The 26,781-nt window shown below is 42.3% G+C and carries 24 protein-coding genes; 18 read left to right on the top strand and 6 right to left on the bottom strand.

The window, feature by feature from the left end:
* The first annotated feature begins 322 nt into the window (after positions 1 to 322).
* Both WCV88_04150 and WCV88_04155 read left to right on the top strand, forming a co-directional pair.
* Positions 323 to 1,108 carry a putative metal-binding motif-containing protein gene (locus WCV88_04150; protein MFA6475362.1) on the top strand — a complete coding sequence of 262 codons (786 nt, stop codon included), beginning with the start codon at positions 323 to 325 and terminating at the stop codon, positions 1,106 to 1,108.
* A 303-nt stretch (positions 1,109 to 1,411) separates the two neighbouring features.
* Entirely contained in the window at positions 1,412 to 1,660 is a 249-nt protein-coding gene (locus WCV88_04155; protein MFA6475363.1) for a hypothetical protein, read from the top strand.
* A gap of 171 nt (positions 1,661 to 1,831) precedes the next feature.
* On the opposite strand, the gene WCV88_04160 is transcribed toward WCV88_04155, so the two are convergent.
* Together WCV88_04160 and WCV88_04165 are read right to left on the bottom strand one after the other, a co-directional pair.
* A complete protein-coding gene (locus WCV88_04160; protein ID MFA6475364.1) occupies positions 1,832 to 3,175 on the bottom strand; it encodes an O-antigen ligase family protein in 1,344 nt (447 codons plus the stop codon).
* A 197-nt stretch (positions 3,176 to 3,372) separates the two neighbouring features.
* Positions 3,373 to 4,428, bottom strand: coding sequence for a hypothetical protein (locus WCV88_04165; protein ID MFA6475365.1), 1,056 nt, complete (start codon positions 4,426 to 4,428; stop codon positions 3,373 to 3,375).
* A 163-nt stretch (positions 4,429 to 4,591) separates the two neighbouring features.
* On the opposite strand from WCV88_04165, the gene WCV88_04170 reads away from it, so the two are divergent.
* From WCV88_04170 to WCV88_04240, 15 genes are read left to right on the top strand one after another with little or no spacing between them, the layout of a single operon-like run.
* Positions 4,592 to 5,812, top strand: a complete 1,221-nt coding sequence (locus WCV88_04170; GenBank protein ID MFA6475366.1) for a glycosyltransferase — start codon at positions 4,592 to 4,594, stop codon at positions 5,810 to 5,812.
* Positions 5,772 to 7,748 carry a putative glycoside hydrolase gene (locus WCV88_04175; protein MFA6475367.1) on the top strand — a complete coding sequence of 659 codons (1,977 nt, stop codon included), beginning with the start codon at positions 5,772 to 5,774 and terminating at the stop codon, positions 7,746 to 7,748. The genes WCV88_04170 and WCV88_04175 overlap by 41 nt, the downstream gene beginning before the upstream one ends.
* Before the next feature lie 13 nt (positions 7,749 to 7,761).
* Positions 7,762 to 9,366, top strand: a complete 1,605-nt coding sequence (locus WCV88_04180; protein ID MFA6475368.1) for a hypothetical protein — start codon at positions 7,762 to 7,764, stop codon at positions 9,364 to 9,366.
* Entirely contained in the window at positions 9,363 to 10,259 is an 897-nt protein-coding gene (locus WCV88_04185) for a glycosyltransferase (GenBank protein ID MFA6475369.1), read from the top strand. Before WCV88_04180 ends, WCV88_04185 begins: the two co-directional genes overlap by 4 nt.
* Positions 10,204 to 11,346: a glycosyltransferase family 4 protein gene (locus tag WCV88_04190; GenBank protein MFA6475370.1), complete on the top strand. Its 1,143-nt coding sequence runs from the start codon at positions 10,204 to 10,206 to the stop codon at positions 11,344 to 11,346. The genes WCV88_04185 and WCV88_04190 overlap by 56 nt, the downstream gene beginning before the upstream one ends.
* Positions 11,312 to 11,710: a GtrA family protein gene (locus tag WCV88_04195; protein MFA6475371.1), complete on the top strand. Its 399-nt coding sequence runs from the start codon at positions 11,312 to 11,314 to the stop codon at positions 11,708 to 11,710. Before WCV88_04190 ends, WCV88_04195 begins: the two co-directional genes overlap by 35 nt.
* 1 nt (position 11,711) lies before the next feature.
* Complete coding sequence (locus WCV88_04200; protein MFA6475372.1) at positions 11,712 to 12,740, top strand: NAD-dependent epimerase/dehydratase family protein; 1,029 nt, start codon at positions 11,712 to 11,714, stop codon at positions 12,738 to 12,740.
* 27 nt (positions 12,741 to 12,767) lie between these two features.
* Positions 12,768 to 14,054, top strand: coding sequence for a UDP-glucose/GDP-mannose dehydrogenase family protein (locus tag WCV88_04205; GenBank protein ID MFA6475373.1), 1,287 nt, complete (start codon positions 12,768 to 12,770; stop codon positions 14,052 to 14,054).
* Positions 14,051 to 14,992 carry a glycosyltransferase family 2 protein gene (locus WCV88_04210; GenBank protein MFA6475374.1) on the top strand — a complete coding sequence of 314 codons (942 nt, stop codon included), beginning with the start codon at positions 14,051 to 14,053 and terminating at the stop codon, positions 14,990 to 14,992. The genes WCV88_04205 and WCV88_04210 overlap by 4 nt, the downstream gene beginning before the upstream one ends.
* On the top strand, positions 14,967 to 15,920 hold the full coding sequence (locus WCV88_04215) for a glycosyltransferase family 4 protein (protein MFA6475375.1): 954 nt from the start codon (positions 14,967 to 14,969) through the stop codon (positions 15,918 to 15,920). Before WCV88_04210 ends, WCV88_04215 begins: the two co-directional genes overlap by 26 nt.
* A complete protein-coding gene (locus tag WCV88_04220; GenBank protein MFA6475376.1) occupies positions 15,898 to 16,122 on the top strand; it encodes a hypothetical protein in 225 nt (74 codons plus the stop codon). Before WCV88_04215 ends, WCV88_04220 begins: the two co-directional genes overlap by 23 nt.
* A gap of 14 nt (positions 16,123 to 16,136) precedes the next feature.
* Entirely contained in the window at positions 16,137 to 17,147 is a 1,011-nt protein-coding gene (locus tag WCV88_04225; GenBank protein MFA6475377.1) for a DHH family phosphoesterase, read from the top strand.
* Positions 17,131 to 17,688, top strand: a complete 558-nt coding sequence (cysC, locus tag WCV88_04230) for an adenylyl-sulfate kinase (protein MFA6475378.1) — start codon at positions 17,131 to 17,133, stop codon at positions 17,686 to 17,688. Before WCV88_04225 ends, cysC begins: the two co-directional genes overlap by 17 nt.
* The gene (locus WCV88_04235; protein MFA6475379.1) at positions 17,673 to 19,322 is read left to right on the top strand and encodes a hypothetical protein; all 1,650 of its coding nucleotides are present in this window, start codon (positions 17,673 to 17,675) and stop codon (positions 19,320 to 19,322) included. Before cysC ends, WCV88_04235 begins: the two co-directional genes overlap by 16 nt.
* On the top strand, positions 19,306 to 19,983 hold the full coding sequence (locus WCV88_04240) for a CDP-alcohol phosphatidyltransferase family protein (protein ID MFA6475380.1): 678 nt from the start codon (positions 19,306 to 19,308) through the stop codon (positions 19,981 to 19,983). The genes WCV88_04235 and WCV88_04240 overlap by 17 nt, the downstream gene beginning before the upstream one ends.
* Here the strand turns inward: WCV88_04240 and WCV88_04245 are convergent.
* The 4 genes from WCV88_04245 to WCV88_04260 are packed head-to-tail and all read right to left on the bottom strand — an operon-like array spanning position 19,921 to position 26,129.
* Positions 19,921 to 21,396, bottom strand: a complete 1,476-nt coding sequence (locus tag WCV88_04245; protein MFA6475381.1) for a polysaccharide biosynthesis C-terminal domain-containing protein — start codon at positions 21,394 to 21,396, stop codon at positions 19,921 to 19,923. The genes WCV88_04240 and WCV88_04245 overlap by 63 nt on opposite strands.
* A 10-nt stretch (positions 21,397 to 21,406) precedes the next feature.
* Positions 21,407 to 22,969, bottom strand: a complete 1,563-nt coding sequence (locus WCV88_04250; GenBank protein MFA6475382.1) for an alkaline phosphatase family protein — start codon at positions 22,967 to 22,969, stop codon at positions 21,407 to 21,409.
* On the bottom strand, positions 22,966 to 24,549 hold the full coding sequence (locus tag WCV88_04255; protein ID MFA6475383.1) for an alkaline phosphatase family protein: 1,584 nt from the start codon (positions 24,547 to 24,549) through the stop codon (positions 22,966 to 22,968). The genes WCV88_04250 and WCV88_04255 overlap by 4 nt, the downstream gene beginning before the upstream one ends.
* A 2-nt stretch (positions 24,550 to 24,551) precedes the next feature.
* Positions 24,552 to 26,129: an alkaline phosphatase family protein gene (locus WCV88_04260; GenBank protein ID MFA6475384.1), complete on the bottom strand. Its 1,578-nt coding sequence runs from the start codon at positions 26,127 to 26,129 to the stop codon at positions 24,552 to 24,554.
* A gap of 31 nt (positions 26,130 to 26,160) precedes the next feature.
* On the opposite strand from WCV88_04260, the gene WCV88_04265 reads away from it, so the two are divergent.
* The coding region (locus WCV88_04265; protein MFA6475385.1) for a glycosyltransferase family 39 protein at positions 26,161 to 26,781 on the top strand (621 nt) is incomplete at its 3' end.

Raw genomic sequence — 26,781 nt, forward strand, 5'->3', positions numbered from 1 at the left:
ACCTCATCAAGCATACACACTTCTTTGAGTACACCACCCTAGCCCCCCGCCTTGCCGGCGTGGCAGGTCCTATTCTAGGAGGGAATAAGAATAAATTTTCTTACTCCCTTCCTACAATAGGAAGGGCCGGGGATGGTGTATTCCGGAGAGGGATACGTATCCGGAGAGGTCTCCATATCGCTACCGGTGAAAACAATACCGGCGTGCTCGGTTCCCAGAATGGGAAAGATGCGGTTGTGGGAATGTTCCCATGACATGTGTTCTACCCTGTTCAAAAGAACCGGGACCGATCGACTACACAATTTCGACTGGAGCTACGACAATGACGCTCAAAAACATCGTGATCTCGCTCGCGCTCGTCGTCGGTTGCAAGATGGGCCCGGTGCAGGAATGTGACTCGGACTCGGACTGCTTCGAAACCAACACCAACTCCGATACCGACACCGACGCGGACACGGACACGGACGCCGACGCTGATACGGACACGGACTCCGACACCGATACCACCGAAACCGACGTGGACAACGACGGCGACGGGTACACCGTGGACGGCGGGGACTGCAACGACGCCAACGCCAGCGTCCACCCGGGCGCGACCGAGTACTGCAACGGCGTCGACGACGACTGCAACGGGTCGATCGACGACAATGACACCGACGGGGACGGGTACGTCTCCGACGACTGCACGTCATATGACGGAGTCGCCGGCCTCCCCGGTGGTGATTGCGCGGATTCGATCGGGACGACGGCGTCCTGGTCGAACAGCGATATCCACCCGGGGCAGTTGGAAATGTACGACTGGATCGACACTAACTGCGACGGCACCGCCGACGATGGATGTAGTATGTTGTGCGACACCGACGGCGACGGATACGAGAATTTCGAACAGGGCAGCGGGCCCGAGTTCGAGTGCGTGGACGCGTCGTTCGTGGCGGATCAGTCCGCCTCGAGCAGCCCGTTCGATACGACGATCTCGTGGACGTATGCCTCCAGCGGAGTGGTTTACTCCGGTGTGAACGCAACGTGCGAAATGACGGCGGCCCAGCAGGTCGATCCGTCAACCTGGAGGACGATCACGTCCATCCAGGCCGAGATGGCCACCCGCTAAAGGTGGTTATCTCAACCGGAGATTGGTAGTTCTCCGGGCACAGACATAAGTGCAAACAAAAAACCAAAATCTTCTAGCAGAAGATAGATCAGCTCGGGAGGTGGCATGAGTAGAGCACACAAACGCTCCTCGCCACCTCCCACCTTCGCTCTAAGAAGAGCTTCGGCGGGCAAGCCCACCTAATAATGTATCCAGAATCAAATAGTATTATGGATAGATTAATGGGAAATAGTAATTAACAAATAGGAGTTAGGAAATAAATAGGGGGTTGACGTGACCTTTTTTTTGATATAATATCGATTTATGACTACGGCTAAATTAGTAAAAACAGTAAATTCATGTCCAAAGACAAGTTTGAATGACAAACCGGTTGTTATGATACCCATGGAACTATGGGAAACGCTTCAGGTACAATTACTAACAAGACCAGTCCCGACTTATTATTTGCAAGGAAAAGAGGCAAAACAATTAGATCATCTTGTTCAACAAGGTATAAACGCAGCTCGATCGAGAAAAACTAGAGTAATAACTTCACTTGCAGAGTTAGATTAGCCCATGAACATACAGGTCACAGATCGTTTCGTTAAGCAATATAAAAAATTTATCGATGAGGTTAGATGATGATTATGGAAAAATAAAAATACGAAGTCACACTGAAAAAGATATTAAAATGTGCTACCAGCACATTTTTTTGTATTCAGCGTTATCAGTTCTTTCAGCGCCTCAGCGATCCATTTGGCCGTGTGGCCTTGTCTCCACAACAATCATGGCTAGCACTGTCATATATGTCCACATCACGGCGGTACCTTGGAGTAGATTATCACTGACACTAATTGTTAGCGCGGCAATAATTAAGGCCATACCAAACAGAGCATAGTGTTTTTGCCAGCTGTCTTCATGGTGGCTAACATAATTCCAGAATAGTGTTACTAACAAACCTAGCCAGAAACCAAGATACAGAGCCAAACCAACGAAGCCGGTTTCAATGGCTAAACGGAGATAATCATTATGGGCTTCAGGGTCATCAAACAAACCGATATCGCCCTGTTGTCTTAAAGTCACAAAGTTGCCTAAACCGTAACCGAGAAGGGGAGAATTGAGGGTTTGCGGTGCCATAGTTTGAAACACCTGTAAGCGCCAATCAATCGAATCGGCTTCCTCATCACGACTGGTTAGGCGATGTAAGAGGTTTATTTTATTTAGATCATAATTAAAAGTATTGATGGTAACAGTGTTGATTACTTGCCACAACAAAAATGCACCGACTAAGACAGTAGCAATAGTGAGTAATTGTTTACGATAATATTTTAGGCCAATTAATATTTGAATGACGACAAAACCAATCCAGGCACCTCGAGTATAGGTGAATAATAACATCACCAACCCCAAGCCGATTAGCCATGGATATATTAAAGACCGTTGTTCAGGTTTTTTAGTCAGTTGGGTGATTAATAATAAATTTATGATACATACCAAATAAAACCCAAACACATTCGGGTGACCAAAGGTGCCATAGACGCGGTTATCTAAACCACCAAATGATAGCCCGGTGGCGGTAATAAGCTGCACCAAGCCAGCGGCTAATGGTATCACCAGAGCCACGGCTAGTACCGGTGTTAGCCGCGTGATACTGTGTGGTTGTGTGGTAGCCACGTGGTAGGCAATTATAAAAATAATCACAATCGAACTGAGGCGGAGCCATTCACTCAATGAGATAAATGTATCCAAGCTGACACCCAAGGTGGCGGCTCCCCAGATTAAAACTCCAATCAGCCAGCCCAATTGGGTAGTGGCACTAAGTTCAACCCGTTCTCTAAGTAGAATTACTAAGAACCACACAATCACCAATATTGCCACCATGGAAGTTAAATTTATAGTGACTGATCGAATGGTTAAAAGGCCATAGCCAGAAAATATATCAATGATCGGGCGAAAGATGAGTAGGGCATATAAACCATACTCGGTTTTTAATAAAAAAATTGGGGCGATAATTACAATGGCCGCTAAGCCAATGGCGGATGTAGCAGAAATATCTCCAAATACTATCCAGCCTAATACACTTAACACTGTTAGGCTGTATATAATTAAAAGTATGGTGTTGAATTTTGAAAGTGGGGAGAAAGACATTGAGATTATTATAACACATCAATCCAGTAGAGACATGCCATGGCATGTCTCTACTGGATTGATAAAAAAAAGAGGCCCCGGGAGATTGTCATGTACATGCGTAGTACAGACAACCTCAACCGGGGCGTCCAAATTCTTTACTTGACGGCGACCGTAGGGTTCGCCACCACGAGGATACTCCCCATGATGGTCTCCACGTCGCCGGCGTAATTCCCGCCGGCATTGTGGAGGTCGATCCCCTCGGCCTTCACCACCTCTTCCCGGACGCCGTCAGCGACCGGGAAAGCCACCTCGCCCTCGCCGTACGAATCGTCGACGACGAAGAAGAAATGATCCCGGGCGACTTCACAAAGTCGTTTGCCCGGGAGAGTGGTCAGACTCGAACACTTGAACCCCTCCGGCAGCACGAGGATGCTGCCCATCGTGAGTTCCGGAATCGTTCCGGTGTACTCACTCAGGGCGTAGCTATCCCCGGAGCCGGCGAGGGGCCCGGTGAAGCAATCGTAGCCCGACGAGGCGCCATCGCCGCAAGAGAGGTGGGTATGATCCACCTCAATGGGCAACGGCCGCCCGATCGGGCCAGTCTGAGTCAATTCTCCCACACGCACCGCCTGGGTCGCGGTCGTGTGGGAGCCACCGTGAGCCCCAACCCAGCGGGTGGAGTCATATCCCTTCTCACACGCGCTGAACGGCGCGGAGTCGGGGAGGACCCACCCGGACGAGCCGTCGAAGTAGCTGATTTCAACAACGGTACCGTCAGGCTGCAGGGCCGTGACGATCCCATTGTTGTACAGATCATCCGACGTGTCCCTCATGGCGAAGGAATCGGGGAGGTAAACCTCCCTCGTTCTCCTGCCATCGGGGGCTGTCACGGTCACCGGTGACGAGTCTTTCGACCCGTCGAGGACAAAAACCGGGTCGATGTCGACCCAGTCAAGTCCTCCGTCCCAGTCCGTCTCGACCGTCCGGGCGATCTTGCGATCAACCTGGAGGTCACGGATCTGGAACGGCACCGAGGCCCAGCACTCGGCCGGGGTCTCGGTGTCGGTGTCCGCGTCAGTGTCAGAGTCGGTGTCCGTCTCCGCTTCGGGGCAGGTCGCCCCGGGCAGAGACGGATCACAATTGAGCTCTCCACACCCCGCCACCAAAATGGTGACCAGGACGAGGAGCAGCTCGATGATGTAGCGCAACATGACTGCTCCTTACCCCTGGTCGGGGTGGGGGGACTGTTTGTTCGTCAAGTAATATGAATTTGGAAAGAACTAGTGTCGCTTACAGACAAAATTTGCCCATAAACGAACCGCACAATATACCCTATTTTTGACGTTTTGTCAAGGGTTCTGCTACAATAAGCCCGTGAATATTCTGCAAATCAATAAATTCTTCTATCGGCGGCGGGGGGCAGAAACATACTTATTTGATCTCTCTGAATTATTAAGAAGTAAAGGTCATAATGTCGCCGAGTTTGCTATGGTTCATCCAGACAACGAACCATCACCGTGGAGTGAGTATTTTGTGTCCGAAGTTGATTATAGCCAAAAAACTTTAGCGGGAAATATTAAAGCGGCAGCGAGAATGTTTTGGAGTACAGAAGCGCAAAGAAAACTGGATGCGTTGTTGGATGTGTTTAAACCAGATGTGGCACACATTCATAATATCTATCATCAAATTAGTCCATCTATTTTAGTCACCTTAAAGAAACGGGGGATACCGATAGTATTAACCCTGCATGATTACAAATTAATTTGTCCGAATTACGAAATGTTTACGGGCAACCAAGTGTGCATGCGCTGTAAAGGGCGTAAATATTATAATGCGGTGTTGCATAAATGTATTAAAGGTTCCGTGGGTATGAGTGCACTGGTTATGTTTGAAATGTATCTGCATAAAATGATGCAAGTGTATGAACATGAGGTTGATTGTTTTATATCACCATCACAGTTTTTAAAAAAACAAATGTTGGATTGGGGTGAGCAAGTGAAGCGCATCGAGGTTATACCAAATTTTGTGCGTGCACCCATCACGGACGGTGTGATGGACGGGTCGGATGCATCCCGTGTAAACGATGTCTTATACGCAGGTGCTCTTTCCCGCATCAAAGGGGTCGATTTAATCCTTGACAATTTCCGGAAAAATCGGTACTCTGGCCGGTTACTATTAGCTGGGTCTGGGCCAATGGAGGCCGAAATAAAAGCTGAGAGTAACGAAAATATTGTGTATTTAGGACAGCTTAGTAAACAGGAATTAGCCAATCGGGTTAAAGAATGCCGGGCGGTGATTGTGCCATCGCGGTATCATGACAACTTTCCCTATGCAGTGCTTGAAGCTTTTGCAGCCGGGAAACCGGTGATTGCCAGTCACCGGGGTGGTATGCCAGAATTGGTGCAGCCGCGTCACACTGGCTGGTTATTTGAACCAACTAAACCAGACAGTTTAACAGCGGCTTTAACCGAAATGTTTAAACGAGACGATTTAGTAAAACAGTTTGGTGAGGCGGCCTGTCAAGTAGCCAAAACACACAACCCAGAAAAACACTATGAAACGATTATTTCTCTTTATCAGTCTCTGCTTAGCTAGCTTATTGCCGCTAGCTACTAAAGCAGTCACATTACCAGACGAATTTCCTCGCATCGGTAATTATTTTTTGGATCCAAATATTTCTGATAGTGAAGCCACTCAATTAGCGCAGTGGGATATTGTCATTGTTGGTTTTGAAACCCATTACACCAGCCCGAATGCGTTCACTATCATGAAAAACCTGAACCCGGATATTATTATTTTGGCTTATGTCACCAGTGAAGAAGTACCGGAAAAACATCTATTAGAAACCGATGTCAATAGCCCAATCTACCAACTGTATCATCAACTAAACGAGCATGATGATTGGTATTTAAAAAATTCCAGTGGGGCGTATGTAAATTTTTGGCCGGACACAAGAATGCTAGATGTTACTGGTCAATGGAGCACTGTTTTGCCCAACTATATGGCAACTAATATAGTGAATACAAATCAAAATCACTGGGATGGAATTTTTTATGATAATTGTTTTAATGATGTGTCTTGGGTGGATAGTACAATTACCGTCAGTGACAGTCAGTGGAAAGACCGCATGACAACCATCATGCAAAATACGCGAGAGCAGTTACCTAAGAAAATTATTTTGTGTAATAGTAATGGTAAATTTTATTCATATATCAACGGCCGGTTAATTGAGGCGTTTCCATCAGATAATGATGGTGGCTGGGCTGGCGCTATGAGTAAGTATTTCAGTGTTCTAGCCGAGGGGAAACCACCTAGCATCGTAATTGTGAACTCAGTGCAAGATGCTAACGATAATAATATTTATCAGCAAATGCGCTATAACCTCACGTCTACATTATTAGGCGATGGTTTTGCTAGTTTTGATCAATCAGTTAGCCAGCATAGTTCTCTATCTTGGTATGATGAATACAGCGTGGCTTTAGGTAAACCGTTAGGTGACCCGTATAATGTGGCTACCAACCAAGGGCCTAATCCGGCGCAATGGTCCAAGGGAGTGTGGCGGCGTAACTTTGAACGGGGGATTGTGTTAATAAATTCGGCCGACACCGAACAGCGGGTTGTTTTGGAAAATGGTTTCGAAAAGATCTTGGGTAAACAAGATCCAATTGTGAACGACGGTAGTGTCGTGGGGAGTGTTAAAATACCGGCGCATGATGGCATTATATTACAAGGCCGCATTGCGCAAGTAGTGGATGATCCGTATGTGAATGGTACTTTTGCAAAAGTGTTTTCAGCGCGGGGCAAGAAAAAACGGAATAGTTTTTTTACTTACAATTCGGCTTATGCCGGCAGTGATGTTGTGGTTAGTGTGTCAGATATAAATACCGTGTTTGTCGCCGGACAGACTAATGTAACTGTTTATAAGAATGATGTTCAAGTAGCCCAGTTTGCACCGTATGGCACAAATTTTCACGGTGGTGTTAACATAACTGTAGAACGGTTAGATGGGCCAAAAAAACCTTATCGGATTATTACCGGTACACAATCTGGTGGCGCCCAAGTGCGCATATTTTCAACACGCGGTAAATTAATTAACCCGGGTTGTTTTCCGTATGGGACAGGGTTTCATGGTGGCATCAACGTTGCCGTGGCCAATGTTTTACCAAAATCAGCCAAAAAAGAAATTGTCGTCGGAGCCGGCCAGGGCGGTGGGCCCCAAGTAATTGTGCTAAATAATCGTTGCCAAACAACTGGACGAAGTTGGTTTGCCTATGAGCAAAGTAGTCGAAGTGGAGTATGGGTCGCAGCCGGTGATGTGAACAATGATGGTAAAGATGATATAGTAACCATACCAGGCCAGGGTGCCGCACCACTAATAAAAACCTTTACCGGTCGAGGTAAAAAACTAGCTAAAAGTTTTTATGCTTTTACGCAAACTAATCATAGCGGCGCTCAGGTAGCCATTAGCGATATTGATGGAGATAGTCTAAATGAATTAATTGCCATGTCTTTTTCCATCTTCAACCAATGAGTATGACTTTATTATGAACCCGCTAAAACTTTTTTTTCCATATCTCTGGCACTACTTCACGGATGATTATAAAGATCGCTTGCATCATTTAGTAGTTGATACGATATTATCGTTCCTGATGTTGCTGTTAATGGGCGGAAATATTTTACTAGCCGGCTGGTTGTATTTATATTCCATTACACCAGCTGTAACAACCAGTGTCACTGCATCAGACATGGTGATTAGCGGCGAAACCATGACCTTTAATGGTTCATTAGTGCCCACCAACAAAACCATCAATAAGGTTGATCTAAAATTTGTTTTACCTACTTCATTTACGACGAATGATCCGCTCTCATATCACTATGATCTGTTAAAAAAAGGTGATGAAAAAAAGTTAGCTGTGTCTGGCAGATTTGTTGGTGCAGTCAAAAAAACTTATCGCGGTATTTTGTTATATTCTTATCAATATTATGGTCAAACTTACTCCGGTAACACTACAACCGATTTTAAAGTAGATACGACTAGTTTGGAAATTACTACAGACATGCCTGATCATATCTTAAACGACGAAACCTTTACTTGGAAAATTGATTATCATAATAGTTCTCAAGTTGAACGCCAGGATACTTGTATCAGGCTGGATATTCCGGAGTCATTTAAAGTTGAAAGCACCAGTCAACCCATGACCGATAATAAAATCATGTTTACATCAATACCAGCGCAAAGTGGGGGATCAGTTGATGTGATTGGTTCATTTAGTAATGCTCAAGGTGAAGGAAGCCATGTCCTGGGTATCTTAGGAATGGATGATTGTGCCACTGGTGGTTTTGAACAAGTGGCTCTACAGCAACCAGTTGATGTTATCGCACCACGGTTAACACTTACTACTTATGGTTCGGCCATGGCTAATATTGGTGACACTGTCACATATTATGTGGTGTATCATAATGTCGGTGATACGGCTTTAGAAAATATTGTGACAACAGTTGATCTGTCCAATGGCACAACCAAACAATGGACAGATGGTAGTCTAGCCGCAGGAGATACACGCACGAAAGCTTTTACCATGTCTGTTTCATCTGGCACCAGAACAAAAAATCTTACTCAGAGTTACAGTGTGTCAGCGACCGGCACGATAGCTGGGGTAAATATACCAATTTATACAAAATCACTTAGTTATCAAACTAAATATAATTCGACTCTGAATTTTAGCCAGGTAGCTCGTTACGATTTAGGTTATGGCCCACATCCGATGAGAGCATGGGACGTGTCGGCAGTACGAGTTTTTTGGCAAGTGGAAGATTTTACCAATGATTTGTCTAACGTGACAATTCAAACAACCTTACCCACCCAAGTGGAGTGGACTGGATTGTCTGCTGTAACCGAAGGTGGTGCCATGGCCTATAATCCGGCGACCAGAGTAGTCACTTGGCATACCAGTAGTATCCCCAGTTTTGCCCATGCCCAGGGTTGTAGTTTTGAAGTGAGAGTAATTCCAAACAGCGCTCAGGTTGGTAAAAATATTAATATCACCAATGAAGTTAAATTCACCGCCCGAGATGGGTTTACAGATGCAGTCTTAACGCGAGTGTTAGGTGCCTTGCGTACCGATCAGCCTATTCAAGCCGCCCGATGAAACTAGTTTGTGTCATCGTTACCAAGGATCGTCCGGAAGATTTACGCCGGTGTTTAGCTAGTATTGTTTCAGCTGATCAAATTATTATTGTTGATGGGAGTATTACAGCCAAAACAGTGGCTAAAGAATTTCAGTGTGCTTATTATCAATCTAAACCTGGTATTACCAGACAACGTAATCTGGCTAGACAACATATACCTTCAGACACCGACATTGTGGTGTATTGTGATGATGATACTGAATTATCACCCAACACTTTAATTAAAGTTAGAGAAATTTTTGCAGCTCAACCTGAAGTAGTTGGCCTAACTGGTAATTTAGATCAAACAGTTAAACACAATTTTTTCAAGAGACTGTTTGGGCGGTTAAGTCTAACATACACAAAACAACCCTACGGTTTTACGACGGGTATATTTAATATCATAAATTCAGTAACTCAACCTACTAAAGTTGATTGGCTACCCGGTGCGTTTATGTGTTATCGCTGGTCAGTTGTGCAGGATATAATATTTGATGAATGGTTTACAGAGTACGGTTTAGGAGAAGACTTTGATTTCAGTTATCGCGTGGGTACATTAGGAATTTTGCTCGCTGACCCAAGTATTGTTGTAGCCCATCATCATTCTCAAGTGAATCGAAATTGGAAGAAATTTGGCTATATGCGCCTGGTTAATCGCAACTATCTAAGAGTGAAATTATGGCCAAAACAAGGCCTTTATTGGCTTGGAATGTGGTGGTCTAATATGTGGTTATTGGCCATGCCGTATCGACCGGAGTGGATAGGGGAAATGCAGGGGCTCTTGACAATTCTGTTAAAACGCGCTATATTTCCACGTTATGAAAATAACCTTTATAGGACAAAAGGGTATCCCAGCACTGGCCGGCGGCGTTGAACGGCACGTTGAGGAATTGGCTGTGCGGCTGGCTAAAATACCCAATACTGAGGTGGTGGCCTACACCCGTCCGTGGTATTCAGCTAAGGCTGTAACGAGCTACGATGGTGTTAGATTGGTTAGTTTGCCCTCAGTTCATACCAAAAACTTTGATGCCATTACGCATACTTTTTTAGCTATCATTCATGCTGCTCTTATCGAGCGGGCTGATATTATTCATATTCAAGCCGTGGGGCCAGCCATTTTAGCGCCTTTGGCCAGATTATTACGCCCTAAAGCTAAAGTGATTGTTACGTTTCATTGTATTGATCGCCAACACCAAAAATGGGGTCGATTTGCCAAACTTATGCTGTGGTTAGGTGAGTTTATGACCATGAAATTTGCTCATGAGGTTATTGCCGTGTCTCGTACCATTCAGCACTATTCTTATGAATCATATGGTCGCATGGTGAAATATATTCCCAATGGTGCCACGCTTCATGCCATTGTGCCGGCCGATAAAATTACTGAGCAGTTTGGTTTAAAAAGTAAAGACTATGTTTTGACAGTGGCTCGATTAGTACAACATAAGGGTATTCATTATTTAATTAAGGCTTTCAAAAAACTCGAGACAGATAAGAAACTAGTGATTGTTGGCGCCTCAACATTTACCGATGATTATGTACAGGAAATAATCACCTTAGCGGCTGATGATGCACGTATAATTTTCACAGGTTTGCAAACTGGTCCGGTTTTACAGGAATTATATTCTAATGCTTATTGTTTTGCCTTACCGTCAGAATCTGAAGGGTTATCGATTGCATTATTAGAAGCCGGTAGTTATGGATTACCGATAGTGGCCAGCGATATTCCAGCTAACCGAGAAGTGTTAGATGGTAACGGTTTGATTGTTCCGGTCGGTAATATAGAAGCTTTACGGGCTGCGCTTGCACAATTATTATCTGACAAAAAATTAGCCGAAGGTTTTGGCGAACAAGCCAACCGCATGGTATTAGAGCACTATCAATGGGATAGTATTGTAGCCGAAACGTTCGAATGCTACACTACTGGAAGTGCGCTTACCTATCAACCTGCACCAATTCATTAAATTCTGTGTTGTCAGTGGTTTTAACACGGTTGTTGACTTGGGTTCGTATTGGATTTTAACGAGATATTTTTCGTGGTGGGCACATCATCTAGTATTGGCTCATATTGTGTCTTTGATTATCACCATGGTACATAGTTATGCGTGGAATTCTCTATGGGTTTTTGCCAAAGAGCATACCAACGATATCGTGTCCTTTATCAAGTTTGTGATTGTATCGATGTCTGGTTTGGTAATGAGTAGTGTTTTGTTTTGGGTAATGCTAGAAATTCACATTAATGATTGGGTTGTAAAGTTAAGTATGATGTTCTTTTTATTTGTGTGGAATTTTGCCGGAGATAAGTGGTGGGTGTATACTAAAAAATAATATGGTTAAACACGCAATTTTCGATAAAAAAAATATCTTAGTAGTCGGTGGGGCTGGGTTTATTGGTTCACATCTGTGTGACGAGTTGGTGAAACAAAATAAAGTCATCTGTGTGGATAATTTCGTCACTGGCCACGTGGAAAACATTGAGCATTTATTAGGTAATGCCAACTTTATTTTTATTAAGCATGATATTAATGAACCGTTAGATTTAACCAAGTTTCCTGAATTAGAAAAATTTCAAGTACAATTTCAAGGTGTTCAGGAAATATTTAATTTAGCCGTACCGACTAATAAACATACTTTTGAAGAGAATATTTTTAATACTTTATTGGCTAATTCTTATGCCGTCAGAAATACTTTGGAAATAGCGAAACAGTTTCAGGCCAAATATTTATTCGCGTCATCGTCGTCAGTGTACGGTGATCCAATTGATGGACAAGATCTGTTTTCCGAGGACTATTGGGGGTTTGTTGATCCAACTGGTCCACGCAGTTGTTATAATGAAGGCAAACGGTTTGGCGAGAGTTTTGTGACTAGTTTTGGTAAGCAATTTGGGATTGATGTGAAAATCGGTCGCATCTTTAATACCTATGGTCCACGCATGGCGCTTAATTCTGGTCGCATGATACCTGATTTTGTGACTGAAGCGGCGGCGGGACACGATGTCTTAATTTATGGCCACGGAGCCGAAACTGATACCTATTGTTTCGTGAATGATATTATTGATGGCTTGTTAAAATTAATGAGCTACAAAGTAGCCGGACCAATCAATTTAGGTAGCCCAGAACGTTATACGATGTTGGATATTGCCAAAAAGATTATTACGTTTACAGAGTCAAAAGCGCAGATTAAATTTACTGATGCGCTACCATTTTTAACAACACCTGGCGTGGCTGATATTAGTAAAGCCAAACAACAGTTGGGTTGGTTTCCGGTAGTGGCTTTAGATGAAGGTTTACGTCAAACTGTAGCGGATATGTTAGGTAGTCGAGTTTTAACTTATGCTCGAGTCGGTGGATTGACATAGACGAGATTATTTTGTATAGTTTGCCCCATGAATATTAGTGTTATCGGTACCGGTTATGTTGGTTTGGTCACAGGAGCCTGTTTAGCTGAGGCTGGCCATCAAGTAACTTGTCTGGATATAAATCAGGAAAAAATCAGTGGTTTACAACGTGGTATTATTCCTATTTTTGAACCTGGTCTTGAAGCAGTTGTACAAAGCAATGTGCAATTAGAACGCTTAAAATTTACGACTGATTTAGCTGACGCCATACCGCAAAGTGAAGTTGTCATCATTGCCGTTGGTACGCCATCTGCCCCTGACGGTACAGCTGATTTGCAGTATGTATTTGCGGCGGCTGAGGGCATTGCCAAGAAAATGCAACGTTACACAGTGATAGTCACAAAATCAACTGTGCCAGTTGGAACGGGCAAAAAAGTTGAAGCGATAATAAAACAACATTATACCGGAGATTTTGCCTATGCCTCTTGTCCGGAATTTTTGCGCGAAGGCTGCGCCGTGGATGATTTTTTCTCTCCGGATCGAGTAGTAATTGGAGTACGTAATGATCAGGCCAGTGCTGTCATGCTCGATATGTTTAAGCCAATTCGCGGGCAGAAAGTTGTTACCACGGTGGAGTCGGCCGAATTGATTAAATATGCTTCAAATGCTTTTTTAGCCACGAAGATTTCTTTTATCAACGAAATTGCTCAGGTGTGTGAGCGCATGGGAGCAGACATTGAGGAGGTGGCTTATGGGGTTGGGTTAGATCACCGGATTGGTCCTAAATTCTTAAAAGCCGGTATTGGTTGGGGTGGGTCATGTTTTCCAAAGGATGTGTCGGCGCTCGGACAAATGGCTGGTGCCTCAGGCTATGATTTTAGGTTATTGCAATCGGTTATTGAAGTGAATCATAATCAACGCAAGCATTTTATTGCTCGGGTGCGTGAACATATTGGCGAAATAGATCATAAAAAAATTGGTGTATTGGGGTTGGCTTTTAAAGACAATACCGATGATATTCGAGAGTCAGCCGCGATCGATGTGATTCAACAGTTAGTAGCCGCCGGTGTTACCGTAACCGCCTTTGATTATCAAGCCACCGAAGCCGCCCGGCGTGTTTTACCTGATACGGTCAAGTTTGCGAGTGACCCATATGAGGTGGCTGCTCAAGCCGATGCGGTTTTGGTATTAACAGAATGGAAAGAGTTCAAAGAGCTTGATTGGGTAAAGATAAAAGATAGTATGATTCAACCGGTGGTGTTTGATGGCCGAAATTTACTCAAACCGAAAACGATGATTGAATTGGGTTTCCATTATTATTCCATTGGTCGATGAAACTCATTGTTACGATTCCATGTTATAACGAAGCCGAAAATATTGCGGCTGTTATTCGTGAAATCCCACACTCTATAACTGGTATCGATCAAGTTAATGTTCTTGTGATTGACGACGGTTCGAGTGACGGAACGGCCGGAATTGCACGAGCGGCGGGAGCTGAAGTAATTGTAAATACTAAGAATTTGGGTTTAGCGAGAAGTTTTCAGCGGGCGTTATGGGAAGCAGTTAAAAGAGAGGCGGATATTGTTGTGAATACAGACGGCGATAATCATTATGATCAGTCTAAAATTGGCGATTTAATAGCACCCATTATAGCCGGTCAAGCTGATATCGTGATTGGTTCACGCAAATTACTACAAACTAAAAATAAGTTCTTAAACAAAGTGGGCAGTTTGGTTATGACAAAATGGGCCGGTTTACCAAAATACGATGTATCGACCGGTTTTCGCGCTTATAGTAAAGATGCGGCTCTACGGTTAGGCGTTTATTCCACTCACACTTATGTTCATACTACTTTACTCTCTGCCCAAGATCAGGGCTTAACCATGTTAGAGATACCAATTGCCGATCGCATAGTAAAACGTCCGTCACGCTTAATAAAAAGTGTCCCCCGTCATATTTGGATGGCCGGTTGGAATATAGTACGCAACATTGTCATTTTTAGACCCCTCAGATTTTTTGGCTTAATTGGACTGATTTTGACTATCATTGGCGCCGTGCCATTGCTGCGCTTTTTTTATCTATATTTAATAAATAAGGGAGATGGGCATTTACAATCAGTGGTGATTGGTACCATGTTTATTTTATTGGGCTACATTAATGTGGTGTTAGGCTTATTAGGATCATCAATTGGCTGGCATCGAAAAATCACCGAAGAAGTGTTGTACCGTTTGAAAAAAATCGAACTGGATGACCATACTCTTCATCACTCGTAAATATCCACCGTCGATCGGAGGCATGCAGACTTTTAGTGCCGGTTTTGTAGCGGCTTTTAAAACTGACTGTACTTTGGTTTATAAAAAATTCTGGCGCTCCTTTTGGTTATATAAAAATCATGATGTTATTCATTTAGGTGATGGCGTGTTAGCGGGTTTGGGAGTTATCTTAAAATGGTATACAAAAAAACCTGTCACGATTACGGTGCATGGTCTAGATGTGACTTATCGCAAGTGGTTTTATCAAGCATATATTAAATACTGTCTACCAAAATTAGATGGCATTATGGCTGTTAGTCCGGCCACGAAACAAGCGGTTCAAACTATTTTTCCCAAATGTCAGGTAACAGTGATACCGAACGGTTTAAATATGGCAGACTGGCCAAGGGGTGATGCACCAAGAAATAATCATTTATTATTTGTGGGCAGATTAGTGCCTCGAAAAGGCTGTGCCTGGTTTGTACAAAATGTGTTCCCGAAATTACCGGATAATATTATTTTAGATGTAATCGGGGACGGAGAAGAATATGAAAAATTGGTAAACATTGATCGTGTAAAATTACACGGACAGGTAAATGATGAAACTTTAAAAAAGTTTTATAGAGAATCGGCCATGTTGCTAATGCCTAATTTGGTGGTACCGGGAAACATGGAGGGTTTTGGGATAGTGGCCATTGAAGCCGGAGTTTGTGGATTACCTGTGCTGGCTGCCAAACTGGAAGGAATGGAGTCAATTATTATTGACGGAACCACTGGTTTTTTGGTAGACTCGGGTGACGTGGCAGCGTGGCTAGAAAAAATAAAGGCTTTACAACAAAAGCCTTTAACTAGTGTGGTGATTCAAAATGAAATAGTAAAAAGATATAATTGGGATAATGTTAAGCAACAATATTTAAAGATATTTTATGGCCTCAATACAAATAAATGATCAGTTACTGGCTGACTTACAAAAGATTGTGTCCGCTAGCCAAGAATTCAAAAGTGTTGATGAATATGTTGGTTATATTTTAGGGCAAGTAGTTGAGAAAAAATCCCGTCAAGCCAGTAGTACAGCTCCTGTGACACAATATTCAAAAGCCGATGAGGATAAAATTAGAGAGCGCTTAAAGAATTTGGGTTACCTCGACTAGCTCGGTATAAATATATGGATATTTTTGGGGATATTGGTGGACGCACAAACGGGGTGGTGATCCATCATTGGGATACTGATGGTTTAGTATCGGCCGCTCTATTGCGCAATTACTTTCAACAACACTATCCAGAAAAAAAACTGGCTTTGTTCACGCCGATTATCACAAACTATTATTTAACGAGCGATCAATACGATTATTTGCAACAACAGGGCTATGAATTTATTATCACCTGTGATTTGAATTTCCCCAGTACGACAGTGCAAAATTTAGCGCAGCGTTGGCCGGGGCAAGTGTATTTTTTTGATCATCATCACCATCCGGCACCACATGATAATGTACATTATTATAACGCCGAACATCCGGCGTGTGCATCGCATATCGCCGAGCGTTTACACTTACCGTACGATATTTTGCCGGTTATTGCCATGGTGGGTGATCGGGAAGATGGCATTCAGCAAGATAAGTTATATTACCCTTATGTGCAGGCGGTGCTGGGCGAATATAATTTAACGTTTGGTCAATTACTGGAGGCCAGACGATTAATTGATTCTAATTACATCGCCGATGATTATACGGGTATTACTGAGACGGTTCAATTATTGCAAGATGATCCGATGTCGATTTTTAGCGATCTTAGATTAAAGGATAATTTAACCAAAATTGATGAAGAGATGACTCGCCTTATAGTATTATCCGGGCAAGAATTATCTGCCGGTGTTATGTATTGGGAAATTAATACGCATTTTAATTTGTTGTCACATATTACTCGGGCTTTATCCCGCCAGTACCCTGATAAAATTATTGTCACTAGACAACTAAAAAATAATCAGCATAATTGTTATGTGCGGAGTCGCTTAAATAACTTTGACGCTCGTCCATTAATTGCTTTAGCTCATGAATTGGGCTTAAATAGCGGCGGTAAACCGGAAGTAGCTGGGATTATTATACCACCAGAGCAATTAGATACTGTCTTTCCAAAAATACAAAGCTACCTGGTCTCAACTTATGGCCAGCCACATTAAATGGCACGGCGGTACAGTGCAGCGTTCACATGGCCGTATTATTTGGTTAACCGGATTATCTGGCTCAGGGAAATCCACATTGGCGGTTGCTCTGGAACAACATTTATTTGATCAGGGCAAACTAGTTTATCGTTTAGACGGTGATAATATCAGACACGGTTTAAATAAAGATTTGGGTTTTAGTGCAGCTGACCGTGTAGAAAATATTCGGAGAATAGGTGAAGTGAGTAAATTATTTGTCGCTGCCGGAGTAACAGTTATTACAGCCTTTATTTCACCCTATCAGGCTGACCGTGACTTAGTAAGGCAACTAGTAAAGCCTGGAGAGTTTATTGAAGTATTTGTGAATTGCCCATTAGAAATTTGTGAACAACGTGATGTGAAGGGTTTATATGCCCAAGCCAGGGCCGGTGAAATTAAAGATTTTACCGGTGTGAATGCACCTTATGAGGTGCCAACTCACCCTGAAGTAGTTATCAATACTGAAAAACAATCCATCGATCAAGCTCTCCAGCAACTCGTGCTATGTTTAAATATATAGACGCTATTATTATTTTAGGGTTGTTAGTTATAAGTGGTCTTTGGTTTGGCTGGCATCATGCTTATGGAGCCTATGGTGATGACGCACCGGGTTATATATATTTAGCTCATGACATGCTCACTGGTGGAGATTTAGTTAAACAGGATCCGCTAGTTAAACAAGCCTTAGATTGGTTCGGTGCTGAACCATTGGCTCGGTTTGTGGCGCCAGCTCATTATGAAATAATTTCACCAATTGGCTGGACTGCATCTCGTTATCCGATTGGATTGAGTTTGTTGATGGCGGGAGCGGCACTAATAACAGGAAATGTTTTGGCGATGTATTGGGTAGTACCGCTTTCGGCCATGAGTGTAGTAATACTAACTTACTTAATCAGTTTGAAACTGTTCAACTTATCTGAGCCATGGAAAAGATTAGTTGGTTTAGGTAGTGCCGTAGTTGTTTTGGGTTGCGGCCTATTTGCCCAATATGCGGCGGCGCAACCCATGCGTGAGATACCCTCGATGGTCTTTTTTATGTTAGCCTTTTACTTAATATTATTATCAAAAAAATGGTACGTTGTTTTGTTGGCCGGTCTGAGTATGGCTCTAAGTTTAGGGATTAGGGAGACAAGTATTATATTGTTAATCCCTCTGGTTCTAACAGTATTTATGTTTAATAAAAAGAACTGGAAAGTAGTAGGAGTTTGTTTAATGGGAATAATATTAGGGTATAGTATTTTTTTAGTGCAAGCGGTTGATATTACACTGCATAAAGAAAAATTTCGTGATAAAGATGTTACCCGAATTGCCATCACTTCAAATATTGATCATATTCAATCATTGGCTATTCATAATTTATGGAACAATCAGGGTAAATTTAAACCGGGGGTAGGTGGCCTAAAACAATATTGGGAAGTAACGCAACAGTTTAGCGCTTGGCCATTATTTATAATCTTTATTATCGTTGGGGCGGTTTATCTATGGAAGAAACAGCGGGCAGAATTTTGGGTGCTGCTTAGTTGGGTGAGTGGGATAATATTATTATTCGGCATGTGGATAAACCCATATCCGAGATATATCCTGCCGATTCTGCCGGTGTTGGGTTGGCTTAGTCTAGTTGGATTATTTTACAGTCATGAATTATTTGTTAAACTATTAAAAATACAGAAGACTATTAGTGTTTTTATTCTGGTTTTATTGGGATTATCTTTTGTTTTATCATATCAACCGATCTATGCTGCTCAACAAACACGCCTACAAACCGGTGCGCCGCTTGACCGCGAGTTAACCTATGATGATTTGATAAATATTCAAACGGCTATAACAACAGTGCAGACTGATGCTGGCACAACTGGTAAGACACCATTATTATTAATGTTGGGTGCAACCAAAGGCGGTCTATCCGAAACGATTATGAGCCATACCACCATTAAGGTGATTCGTTTTCCGAGTAAAGATAAAGAGCAACCCCCATTAGAGCAACTCACATCCTTTATTAGTCAGTTACAAGAGACATATACGATCTATTTATGGTATGATGCCAGTGTTAGTGCACAGGAACAAAGGTTTTATAATCAATATGTGGTGCGTCCTGTAACAACCACTACTACTTCATTTCAACCAAATATTAGTATCTATGCCATTACCGAATAAAATTAGTGATATTAATGCTTATCAACAACCACATGATAGTATTTTTAGTCGTTTAATCTATCGCAAGATTTCAAAGGTTTTAACCTTTTACATGGTGCGTTATATTCCTGGTATTGCGGCACCGGATGTGACGATCATTTCATTTATCTTCGGTTTGATTGGAGCCGTTGGCTTAATGTATCCTGCGTGGTGGGCGCGTATTTTAGCTTTTATCTGTATACAATTATCATTTTCTTTTGATTGTTCAGATGGGGAAGTGGCGCGTATGTTGGGACGGGGCAGTAAGTTCGGCATTTGGTTTGATAGTATATCTGACCGCACTAAAGAAATTTTATGGTTTTTTGCTATCGCGTGGCAATACCAACATGCTTACCCCCAGGTGTGGTACTTAGCCGGTGGTGCGGCGATTGGTAATTTACTAGTGGGGTATTTACGGGAAGCCAAAAAGAGTATTTTCTTGGAACAACGCAAACCAGAAATAATATTAAAATCCGGTCTGCATATTGGTACGGTTGATGTTATCACTGTATTGCTCTCCTGGGGCGCAATTTTTGGTCTGAGTTATTATGTATTATGGATTGTATTATTACCTACGCCCTTATTGTTGCTTAAGCAAATAGTGAGCACCTATCGGCAATCGCCGAAGCCAAACCGTCAATAACGCGCCATAACACAGGAGCCCCAGGCTTGATACTGCCACACAAGTGATCAGAGTCATTGGTTTGGTGGTGGAAAAACCAATCCACCAGGGTTTACTGAACCATAAAGTTAAACCAACTAAACCACCACTGATGATAGATGGTACGACAGGTTTAAAACTCGCCCAGAGTGGTGCTTGAATGATGCGACGGGAAATAACAAAAAATATACCCTGGGAAAATAATTCAATGATAAAACTCGCGATCGCTCCACCCAGAAAACTAAACCACGGCATCAAAATTAAATCCAAAACAACATTACCAACTACGGCTACACCTTCTTGTTTAGTTCTGAGTGGCTGATTTTCAGTCGTTGCAAAAATTTGGCTGGATGTTATGCCGATAAACCGGACAATAAAAAAAGCCCCAAATAACATCAAAGCTGGAATGGCATTCCAGAAGGCCGGTTTGTACAAAATGTGCATGATCAAATCAGCTTGAGTAATTATTAACACACCGATAATAATACCAGCTGAACTCATATATTCAGTGGAGCGGCTAACAATTTTACGGTATTTGTCTAATTGATCAGGGTAGGCCGCGTATAAATAAGGTGTGATCACTTGCAAGCCAATGCGATGAAACACAAGAAAAAAAACGACGATGCGCGATGAGGCACCGTAGCGGGCAATGTCACCATCGGCGATATTGGCCCAGCCGGTAATTTGGAAAACCCGCAGCACCCATTTATCAACCTCAAAATATACTGTCATTATTAAAGCCTGCATGGCAAACCACACGCCCTCTCGAATCATGGGTTTAGCCAGAGCCCAATCTAGGGTTGGGCGTACTAAATGGAATGAGTTGAGTAAATAAATCACCATGAAAAATATGGTGGTGAGGGTATACCAGCCGGCTATAATGTATGCGCCCAAGGTAATGTCAGTAATCAGGTATGTAATTAATACAATCCCCAAAAGTTTACTTAAACCATCGAGCACTTCAAGGTAGGTAATTTTTTCGTGGCTATGTTTACTGCGAAAAATTGACCGAATCGGCACACGATATTGAATGGCGGCTTGGTTAAGACCCAGTATCGCCATTAGCCAAAACAACACGGTTAAACCATTAAACAAAGCATATCCACCCAATATCACCACAAAGATTAACATCCAAGCTATAGTTTCTATAGTGAGGGCAGTACCATAGTGGCGTTCACTGGTGTGTTTCATTAGCACCATGCTCATACCTACCTCACTGGCGATCATCACGATACTAACAATGGAGCTGGCCAAATCAAACGAATCGGCTAACACTGGATTCACAATTAAGTAGTTGGAAATAAATATTACCGAAACAGCCACCAACACACGATAAATTAACCGAGTAGTGACCAGGCGAGCTATTACTCTAACAACATAATGGCTTTCGGACATATTATCTCAATTAGATATCTAGATCGTTAATAAGTTGTTGCGTGGCAAAATGTTCGGTAGCTTGCTCAATTTTAGGAGTCGAGGTTGTTTTAAATATATCCATAACATTACCACGATACTGTTGTTGCACGGGCAAACCTAAACTGTGCAGAATAGTTGGTGCCATATCCATGATTGAGTTTGTTGCCATAGTACGGTGATCAATATTTTTACCATAGGCTAAAAACATGCCCTTACTATCATGATAATTTTTAACTGTGGTTTCATATAATGCGGCCGAATGTAACGACCCAGATAGATAATACTTATCTGAACTTAGAAACAGATCAGGTGAGTTTTTTAATAGTGGGGCGTCTCCGTAAAGTTGTTCAGTGGGTGTAATGGATTCAATTAGTGGGGTTAATTTTTTAATAATTTCATCCCGTAAAATATGGTTTTCTTGGGGTGGGACAATCCCGTGTTTGAATCTACCGGTATCATTAATATACAACATACTCGCCATCGAACCACGGGGGAAACCGACTTTGGTTTTAGATAAATCCAAGGTTAAATCGACCGTTACTTTAATGGGCACAAGGCGTTTAAATATTTTATGATAAAACCATTTGGCAATTTTTTCTAACAATACTGATTTCTTCAGCCAATTACGAAAACCTTTACCAATTTTTATTTCACGTCTTTTATTTTCGAGTTGTTCGATTTCACGCGACAGTTTGGTATGACTCTTTTGAAAAGATCCGGTGCCACTAGTGGTAGCTAAATAACCTTCTTCTTCCAGCCAACGGTTCAAATAAAAAACATTATCATAAACCTTAAAACCATGATCGGATATTACGTACAAAACAGTGTCTTGATCCATGTGTTCCATTACCCAGCCAATATAGTCATCCATTATTTCCCACATGTCCCTAGCCGGTTGCCAATTATCCCGTAGCGCTTTGTCGTAAGACACGTGAGAGACCCAATCTGTGCCAGAAGATAAGTAAAAGAAAAAATCCCAGGGTTCATGGCTAAACAATTCTTTGGCGCCGGCGATGCGATCGCGTTCTAATTGGCAAACATCTGCCACGTAGGGTAGTAAATTATTACTGGCGCGCAGTTTTGGGTTAGGGGAGAGACGATATTTTTGTAAGGCCGGGTATTTAGTTTTTAATGATTCCGGATAAATATAGTGATCGCCGCGCGTCATTAAACTTGTAATCGTGATAATGTTTTTTAATTTCGGTGGGAAAGTGTTTGGTAAGTTTATTAGGATGGGTGTGCGGCCATGACGCACCATAGTTTCGTAAATGGTTTCGCTGGTAATTTTAGTACTGTCAATAATATCAACATCCGTCAGATCGTCGCGCACCACCAAAAAATCTAAACAGCCATGTTGGGTGGGATATAGCCCGGTGGCAAAACTTGTCCAGGCCGGAGCACTGTGCGCAGGATGAGTAGACAACATGGTACTAGACATGCCGGTTTGTTGCATCTTTTGCAAGTGGGGGAGCCGACCGGCGGCCAACATAGGGGTAACTAAATCCCAACTGGAGCCATCTAAACCAATCACTACCACTTTTGGTTTGCTCATAGTGTTAAATTATCAAGTAACTGGTTTAACTGGGTTTTTTCAGACACAGTTTGCGGCCTAAATGTGTTCGTAAAAATTGGTAGGATTTGACCGTCGCAATAACTGGGTGGTGTTAAACCAAATTGGTGTAATAAGGTTGGAGTCAGATCGGCGATTGAGGCAGTTGGTAACGTGCCTGGTTTTATATCCGGGCCAGCGGCGATAAATATCCCAAACTCATCATGTTTATTGGAGATATGTTGTTCGAAAATATTCTGGGCATGCAAGTGACCAACGATCCAAACATCCTTGGTTTGACAATGTAAATCTGGTGAGGGTGTGGGTGGATTATCACCATATAGTTCTTCTTTGGTGTAAACGTGTTCCGTCACGCGTTTACCCGACGGTGTGCGTAAGGCCTCGAGTTTGGTTTTTACGTCTTGTCTAATTTTATCATACTCAGCTTTATCTTTTATTAAACCGGTTTGAAAATTACCGGCATAATTCAAATATAAAGTCTGTAACATGCTACCACGGGGAAAACATATTTGAGTTTTATCCAAATCAATACCAATATTCACATCGATATGAATCGGTAGAATCTTCTTTAGAATGTGTTGGTAAAACCATTTGGCCGCTCGTTCTAAAGCGGGGTGAAAAAATAAGGTGCGTAATTGTCTTTTATTTAATTTAATTCGCCAGCGTTTCTGAGAGCGTGCCGCCTCTAAATTGCGGCGTCGAGCGGTGGCCTGCTCTTCAAATTGGCCGGCTCCAGTAGTGGTAGTTAAGTAACCCTCCTGCTCTAACCAGCGGTTGATATAAAACAATTCGGTATAGTAAGTAAAACCATGATCAGATAATACATAGGTGGTAATATCTTTGGGTAAATTTTGCTCAACCCAACCCATAAAGTCATCGACAATCTCAAATACGCGCATAGCGTTGGGAGCCTTAGCTTGTACCATGTCAGCAAAGACTAAATGTGATACCCAGTCGGTTGATGAAAATAAGAAGAAAAATAACTCCCAATCTTCACCCAAGAGTAATTCCTTTACAGCCGCCACTCGATCTTGTTCAATTTTAATAATATGATCAATGTATTCAGAGAGCGGTTTGGTTAGTTTAATGGATTCATCCGGGCTTAAACGATAGTGTTTTAAACTAGGATATTTCTCAATTAGATTTGTCGGAAAAATATACTGATCACCATAGGTCATGAAGTCGGTAATTATAGTCTGATCTGGTATTTTCGGTGGGTATGAATTGGGCAAATTAACCAAGATAGTTTTTTTGCCCGCTTGATGCAACAACTCATAAAAGGTTGGCACTTTTATTTCTAAACTTGTGGCGGGTCGAAAATCACGAATGGTTTTGCCGGGGAGAAAAAAATCATAACAGCCATGTTTTCCGGGATGTACACCTGTGGCAAAAGTGGTCCAAGCTGGTACGGTAACCGGTGGTTTTGTAGACAGTAATGTGGCTCTAACGCCACGCTGGATTAAGCGTTGTAGGTTCGGTAATTTTCCTTGAGCCAAGAGGGGATCAAGTAGTGTAAAAGTTGTACCATCTAAACCAATTACTAAAACTTTTGAGGCAGCCATAGTTATATATTTATTCCAGCAATTAAACCGGCTAAAGTTTCCTTCTCGCTATTAGTTACTGGAATAGTTTGTTTAAAAATGGGTAGTTTATCGGCATCTAAATTATTTGGTAAAGACACTCCCATATTGTACAGCAGTGTCGGCATAATACTAGCAATGGATTGTTCGGGTAAGATGTGTGGTGCGATCGCGTCTCCGTAGGCGACAAACATGCCAATTTGGCCGTGTTTGCTAGACACCTCATCGATAAATAATTCACTGGAATGAAACTGACCAACAAACCAATAATCACCAAACTCATAAAACAGATCCGGGCAGCGCTCTGGAGTATCGGCTCCATAAATGTCTTCTTTGGTATAAACTTTAGGTGTCACTAAATTGCCATCTGGCCCACGTAAAGTTTCTAATTTTTCTTTTATGTCGGTTCGTAATTTTAAATATTCAGTATCGGTCATGGTTTTGCCCTGTTTGTATTTACGACCATCGTTAATATAGATAGCTGTCATGGTGCGACCCTTCGGAAAACACACCTGAGTCTTTTCAAAATCAATGGTGACATCCAGATTAAACTTGATGGGTAGAAAAGGTTTGGCAATCTTATGATAAAACCAGCGCGCGGCTCGTTCTATCAATTTTATTTTTGATAATTGTCTCATCATGCCGCCACTGATACTAAAAGTATATGGTTTACTGGTTTGGATTCGGCTGCGTTGATCATCTTGTTTGCTAATATTTTGATGAAACGATTCAGCCGGGGCTGATTTAGTAGTTAAGTAGCCCTCTTGTTCTAACCATTTATTAAAATAGAACGTGTGCTGATAAACTTTAAAACCATGATCGGATAACACGTACAAATCTGTATCGGCAGGCAAATTGTTTTTAAACCAAGCTAATTGCTCATCGATATATTTAAATAATTCATAACCCTTTGGAAAAGTGCCGTCTAATAATTTATTGTATAAGGCATGTGAAATCCAATCGGTTGAAGAGAACAAATAATAAAATAAATCCCATGGTTCGTTTTGCCATAGTTGTTTTACAGCGACCATGTGATCACTTTCTAGTGCGATAATGTCATCAACATACTCAGCGTATTTACCTTTAACATTTAGCGCTTCATTGGGGCTGAGACGATATTTTTTTAAACTAGGATATTTGTCTTTCAAACTAGCCGGAAAAACACAATTATCACCAATTGTCAGCATGTCTGTAATTGTGGGAGTAGTTAGTTTGGGTGGGTATGAATTCGGCAAATTTATTAAAATTGAACGCTTGCCCTGATCGTGCAATATTTCATAGATGGTTTTAGTTCGAATGTGCGTACTATTACACAGATCAAATTGTTCCAAATCATTAGTGGGTAGTAAGAAATCATAGCAGCCATGTTTACCTGGGTTTACGCCAGTGGCAAAAGTTGTCCAAGCCGGTGCGGTATAAGGTGGCATGGTTGAGCGTAATGGTGCCCGCACACCTTGAGTACATAAATGATGCAACGTGGGCATGTAGCCTTGTTGCATTAGTGGGTCGAGCAACTCAAAGGTAGCTCCATCTAAACCGATCACGGCGCATCGTCTTGCCATAGTTGAACCGCTCGATTATACTTGGAATCTGATGAAAAGTCTAGCTATTCAGGTGAGTCTGCTTCTCTTGCTAACTGGGTTGGCCGGCTGGTTACGTTTTAACCATTTGGGTCAGGTTAATTTATATAACGACGAGTATTATCAATTTGAAACGGCGATCGGTTGGTTAAAAACCGGTGAGTGGGTGCGCTATGATTTTTATAATGAAGCTTCCGGTAAGCCATACGACCGAGCCAAGCTTTTTATTGTGCAAGTGGCGGCTAGCATAAGATTATTTGGAGAATCAGAGTGGGCGGCGCGCTTACCGGCCGCCGTGTGGGGGACATTGTTAATACCAATTGTAATTATCACTCTATTGCGTGTTACGAAAAATCAGCTACTAGCCTATGGCACTGGGTTTGCGCTAACTTTTGATTATTTAAGTATCAGCCTATCACGCTATGTGCGTATGTATAGCCTGTTGATGGTGTGTAGTGTCTTAATCATATTTTTGTTTTACAAATGCTTAGAAAGCAAAAAACGCAATTTGATAATACTTTATGGCTTAAGTGTCATTATTGTTAGTCTAGTTAGTTGGTTTATTTTTAAAGAGCTAACCCTAGCTGTTTTTGGGGCCCTGGGTGTATATACTACAATTCGAGCCGGCTTATAT

This window comes from Patescibacteria group bacterium (assembly GCA_041665365.1).
Lineage (GTDB): Bacteria > Patescibacteriota > Patescibacteriia > UBA9570 > UBA9570 > UBA9570.

Bases quoted from the DNA above. Each gene is read 5' to 3' on its own strand.
- WCV88_04150 (MFA6475362.1), top strand. From the start codon at position 323: ATGACGCTCAAAAACATCGTGATCTCGCTCGCGCTCGTCGTCGGTTGC.
- WCV88_04180 (MFA6475368.1), top strand. From the start codon at position 7,762: ATGAACCCGCTAAAACTTTTTTTTCCATATCTCTGGCACTACTTCACG.
- WCV88_04200 (MFA6475372.1), top strand. From the start codon at position 11,712: ATGGTTAAACACGCAATTTTCGATAAAAAAAATATCTTAGTAGTCGGT.
- WCV88_04205 (MFA6475373.1), top strand. From the start codon at position 12,768: ATGAATATTAGTGTTATCGGTACCGGTTATGTTGGTTTGGTCACAGGA.
- WCV88_04255 (MFA6475383.1), bottom strand. From the start codon at position 24,549: ATGGCTGCCTCAAAAGTTTTAGTAATTGGTTTAGATGGTACAACTTTT.
- WCV88_04175 (MFA6475367.1), top strand. From the start codon at position 5,772: ATGAAACGATTATTTCTCTTTATCAGTCTCTGCTTAGCTAGCTTATTG.
- WCV88_04240 (MFA6475380.1), top strand. From the start codon at position 19,306: ATGCCATTACCGAATAAAATTAGTGATATTAATGCTTATCAACAACCA.
- WCV88_04225 (MFA6475377.1), top strand. From the start codon at position 16,137: ATGGATATTTTTGGGGATATTGGTGGACGCACAAACGGGGTGGTGATC.
- WCV88_04185 (MFA6475369.1), top strand. From the start codon at position 9,363: ATGAAACTAGTTTGTGTCATCGTTACCAAGGATCGTCCGGAAGATTTA.
- WCV88_04155 (MFA6475363.1), top strand. From the start codon at position 1,412: ATGACTACGGCTAAATTAGTAAAAACAGTAAATTCATGTCCAAAGACA.
- WCV88_04260 (MFA6475384.1), bottom strand. From the start codon at position 26,129: ATGGCAAGACGATGCGCCGTGATCGGTTTAGATGGAGCTACCTTTGAG.
- WCV88_04220 (MFA6475376.1), top strand. From the start codon at position 15,898: ATGGCCTCAATACAAATAAATGATCAGTTACTGGCTGACTTACAAAAG.
- WCV88_04245 (MFA6475381.1), bottom strand. From the start codon at position 21,396: ATGTCCGAAAGCCATTATGTTGTTAGAGTAATAGCTCGCCTGGTCACT.
- WCV88_04215 (MFA6475375.1), top strand. From the start codon at position 14,967: ATGACCATACTCTTCATCACTCGTAAATATCCACCGTCGATCGGAGGC.
- WCV88_04235 (MFA6475379.1), top strand. From the start codon at position 17,673: ATGTTTAAATATATAGACGCTATTATTATTTTAGGGTTGTTAGTTATA.
- WCV88_04210 (MFA6475374.1), top strand. From the start codon at position 14,051: ATGAAACTCATTGTTACGATTCCATGTTATAACGAAGCCGAAAATATT.
- cysC (MFA6475378.1), top strand. From the start codon at position 17,131: ATGGCCAGCCACATTAAATGGCACGGCGGTACAGTGCAGCGTTCACAT.
- WCV88_04250 (MFA6475382.1), bottom strand. From the start codon at position 22,969: ATGAGCAAACCAAAAGTGGTAGTGATTGGTTTAGATGGCTCCAGTTGG.
- WCV88_04165 (MFA6475365.1), bottom strand. From the start codon at position 4,428: ATGTTGCGCTACATCATCGAGCTGCTCCTCGTCCTGGTCACCATTTTG.
- WCV88_04190 (MFA6475370.1), top strand. From the start codon at position 10,204: ATGAAAATAACCTTTATAGGACAAAAGGGTATCCCAGCACTGGCCGGC.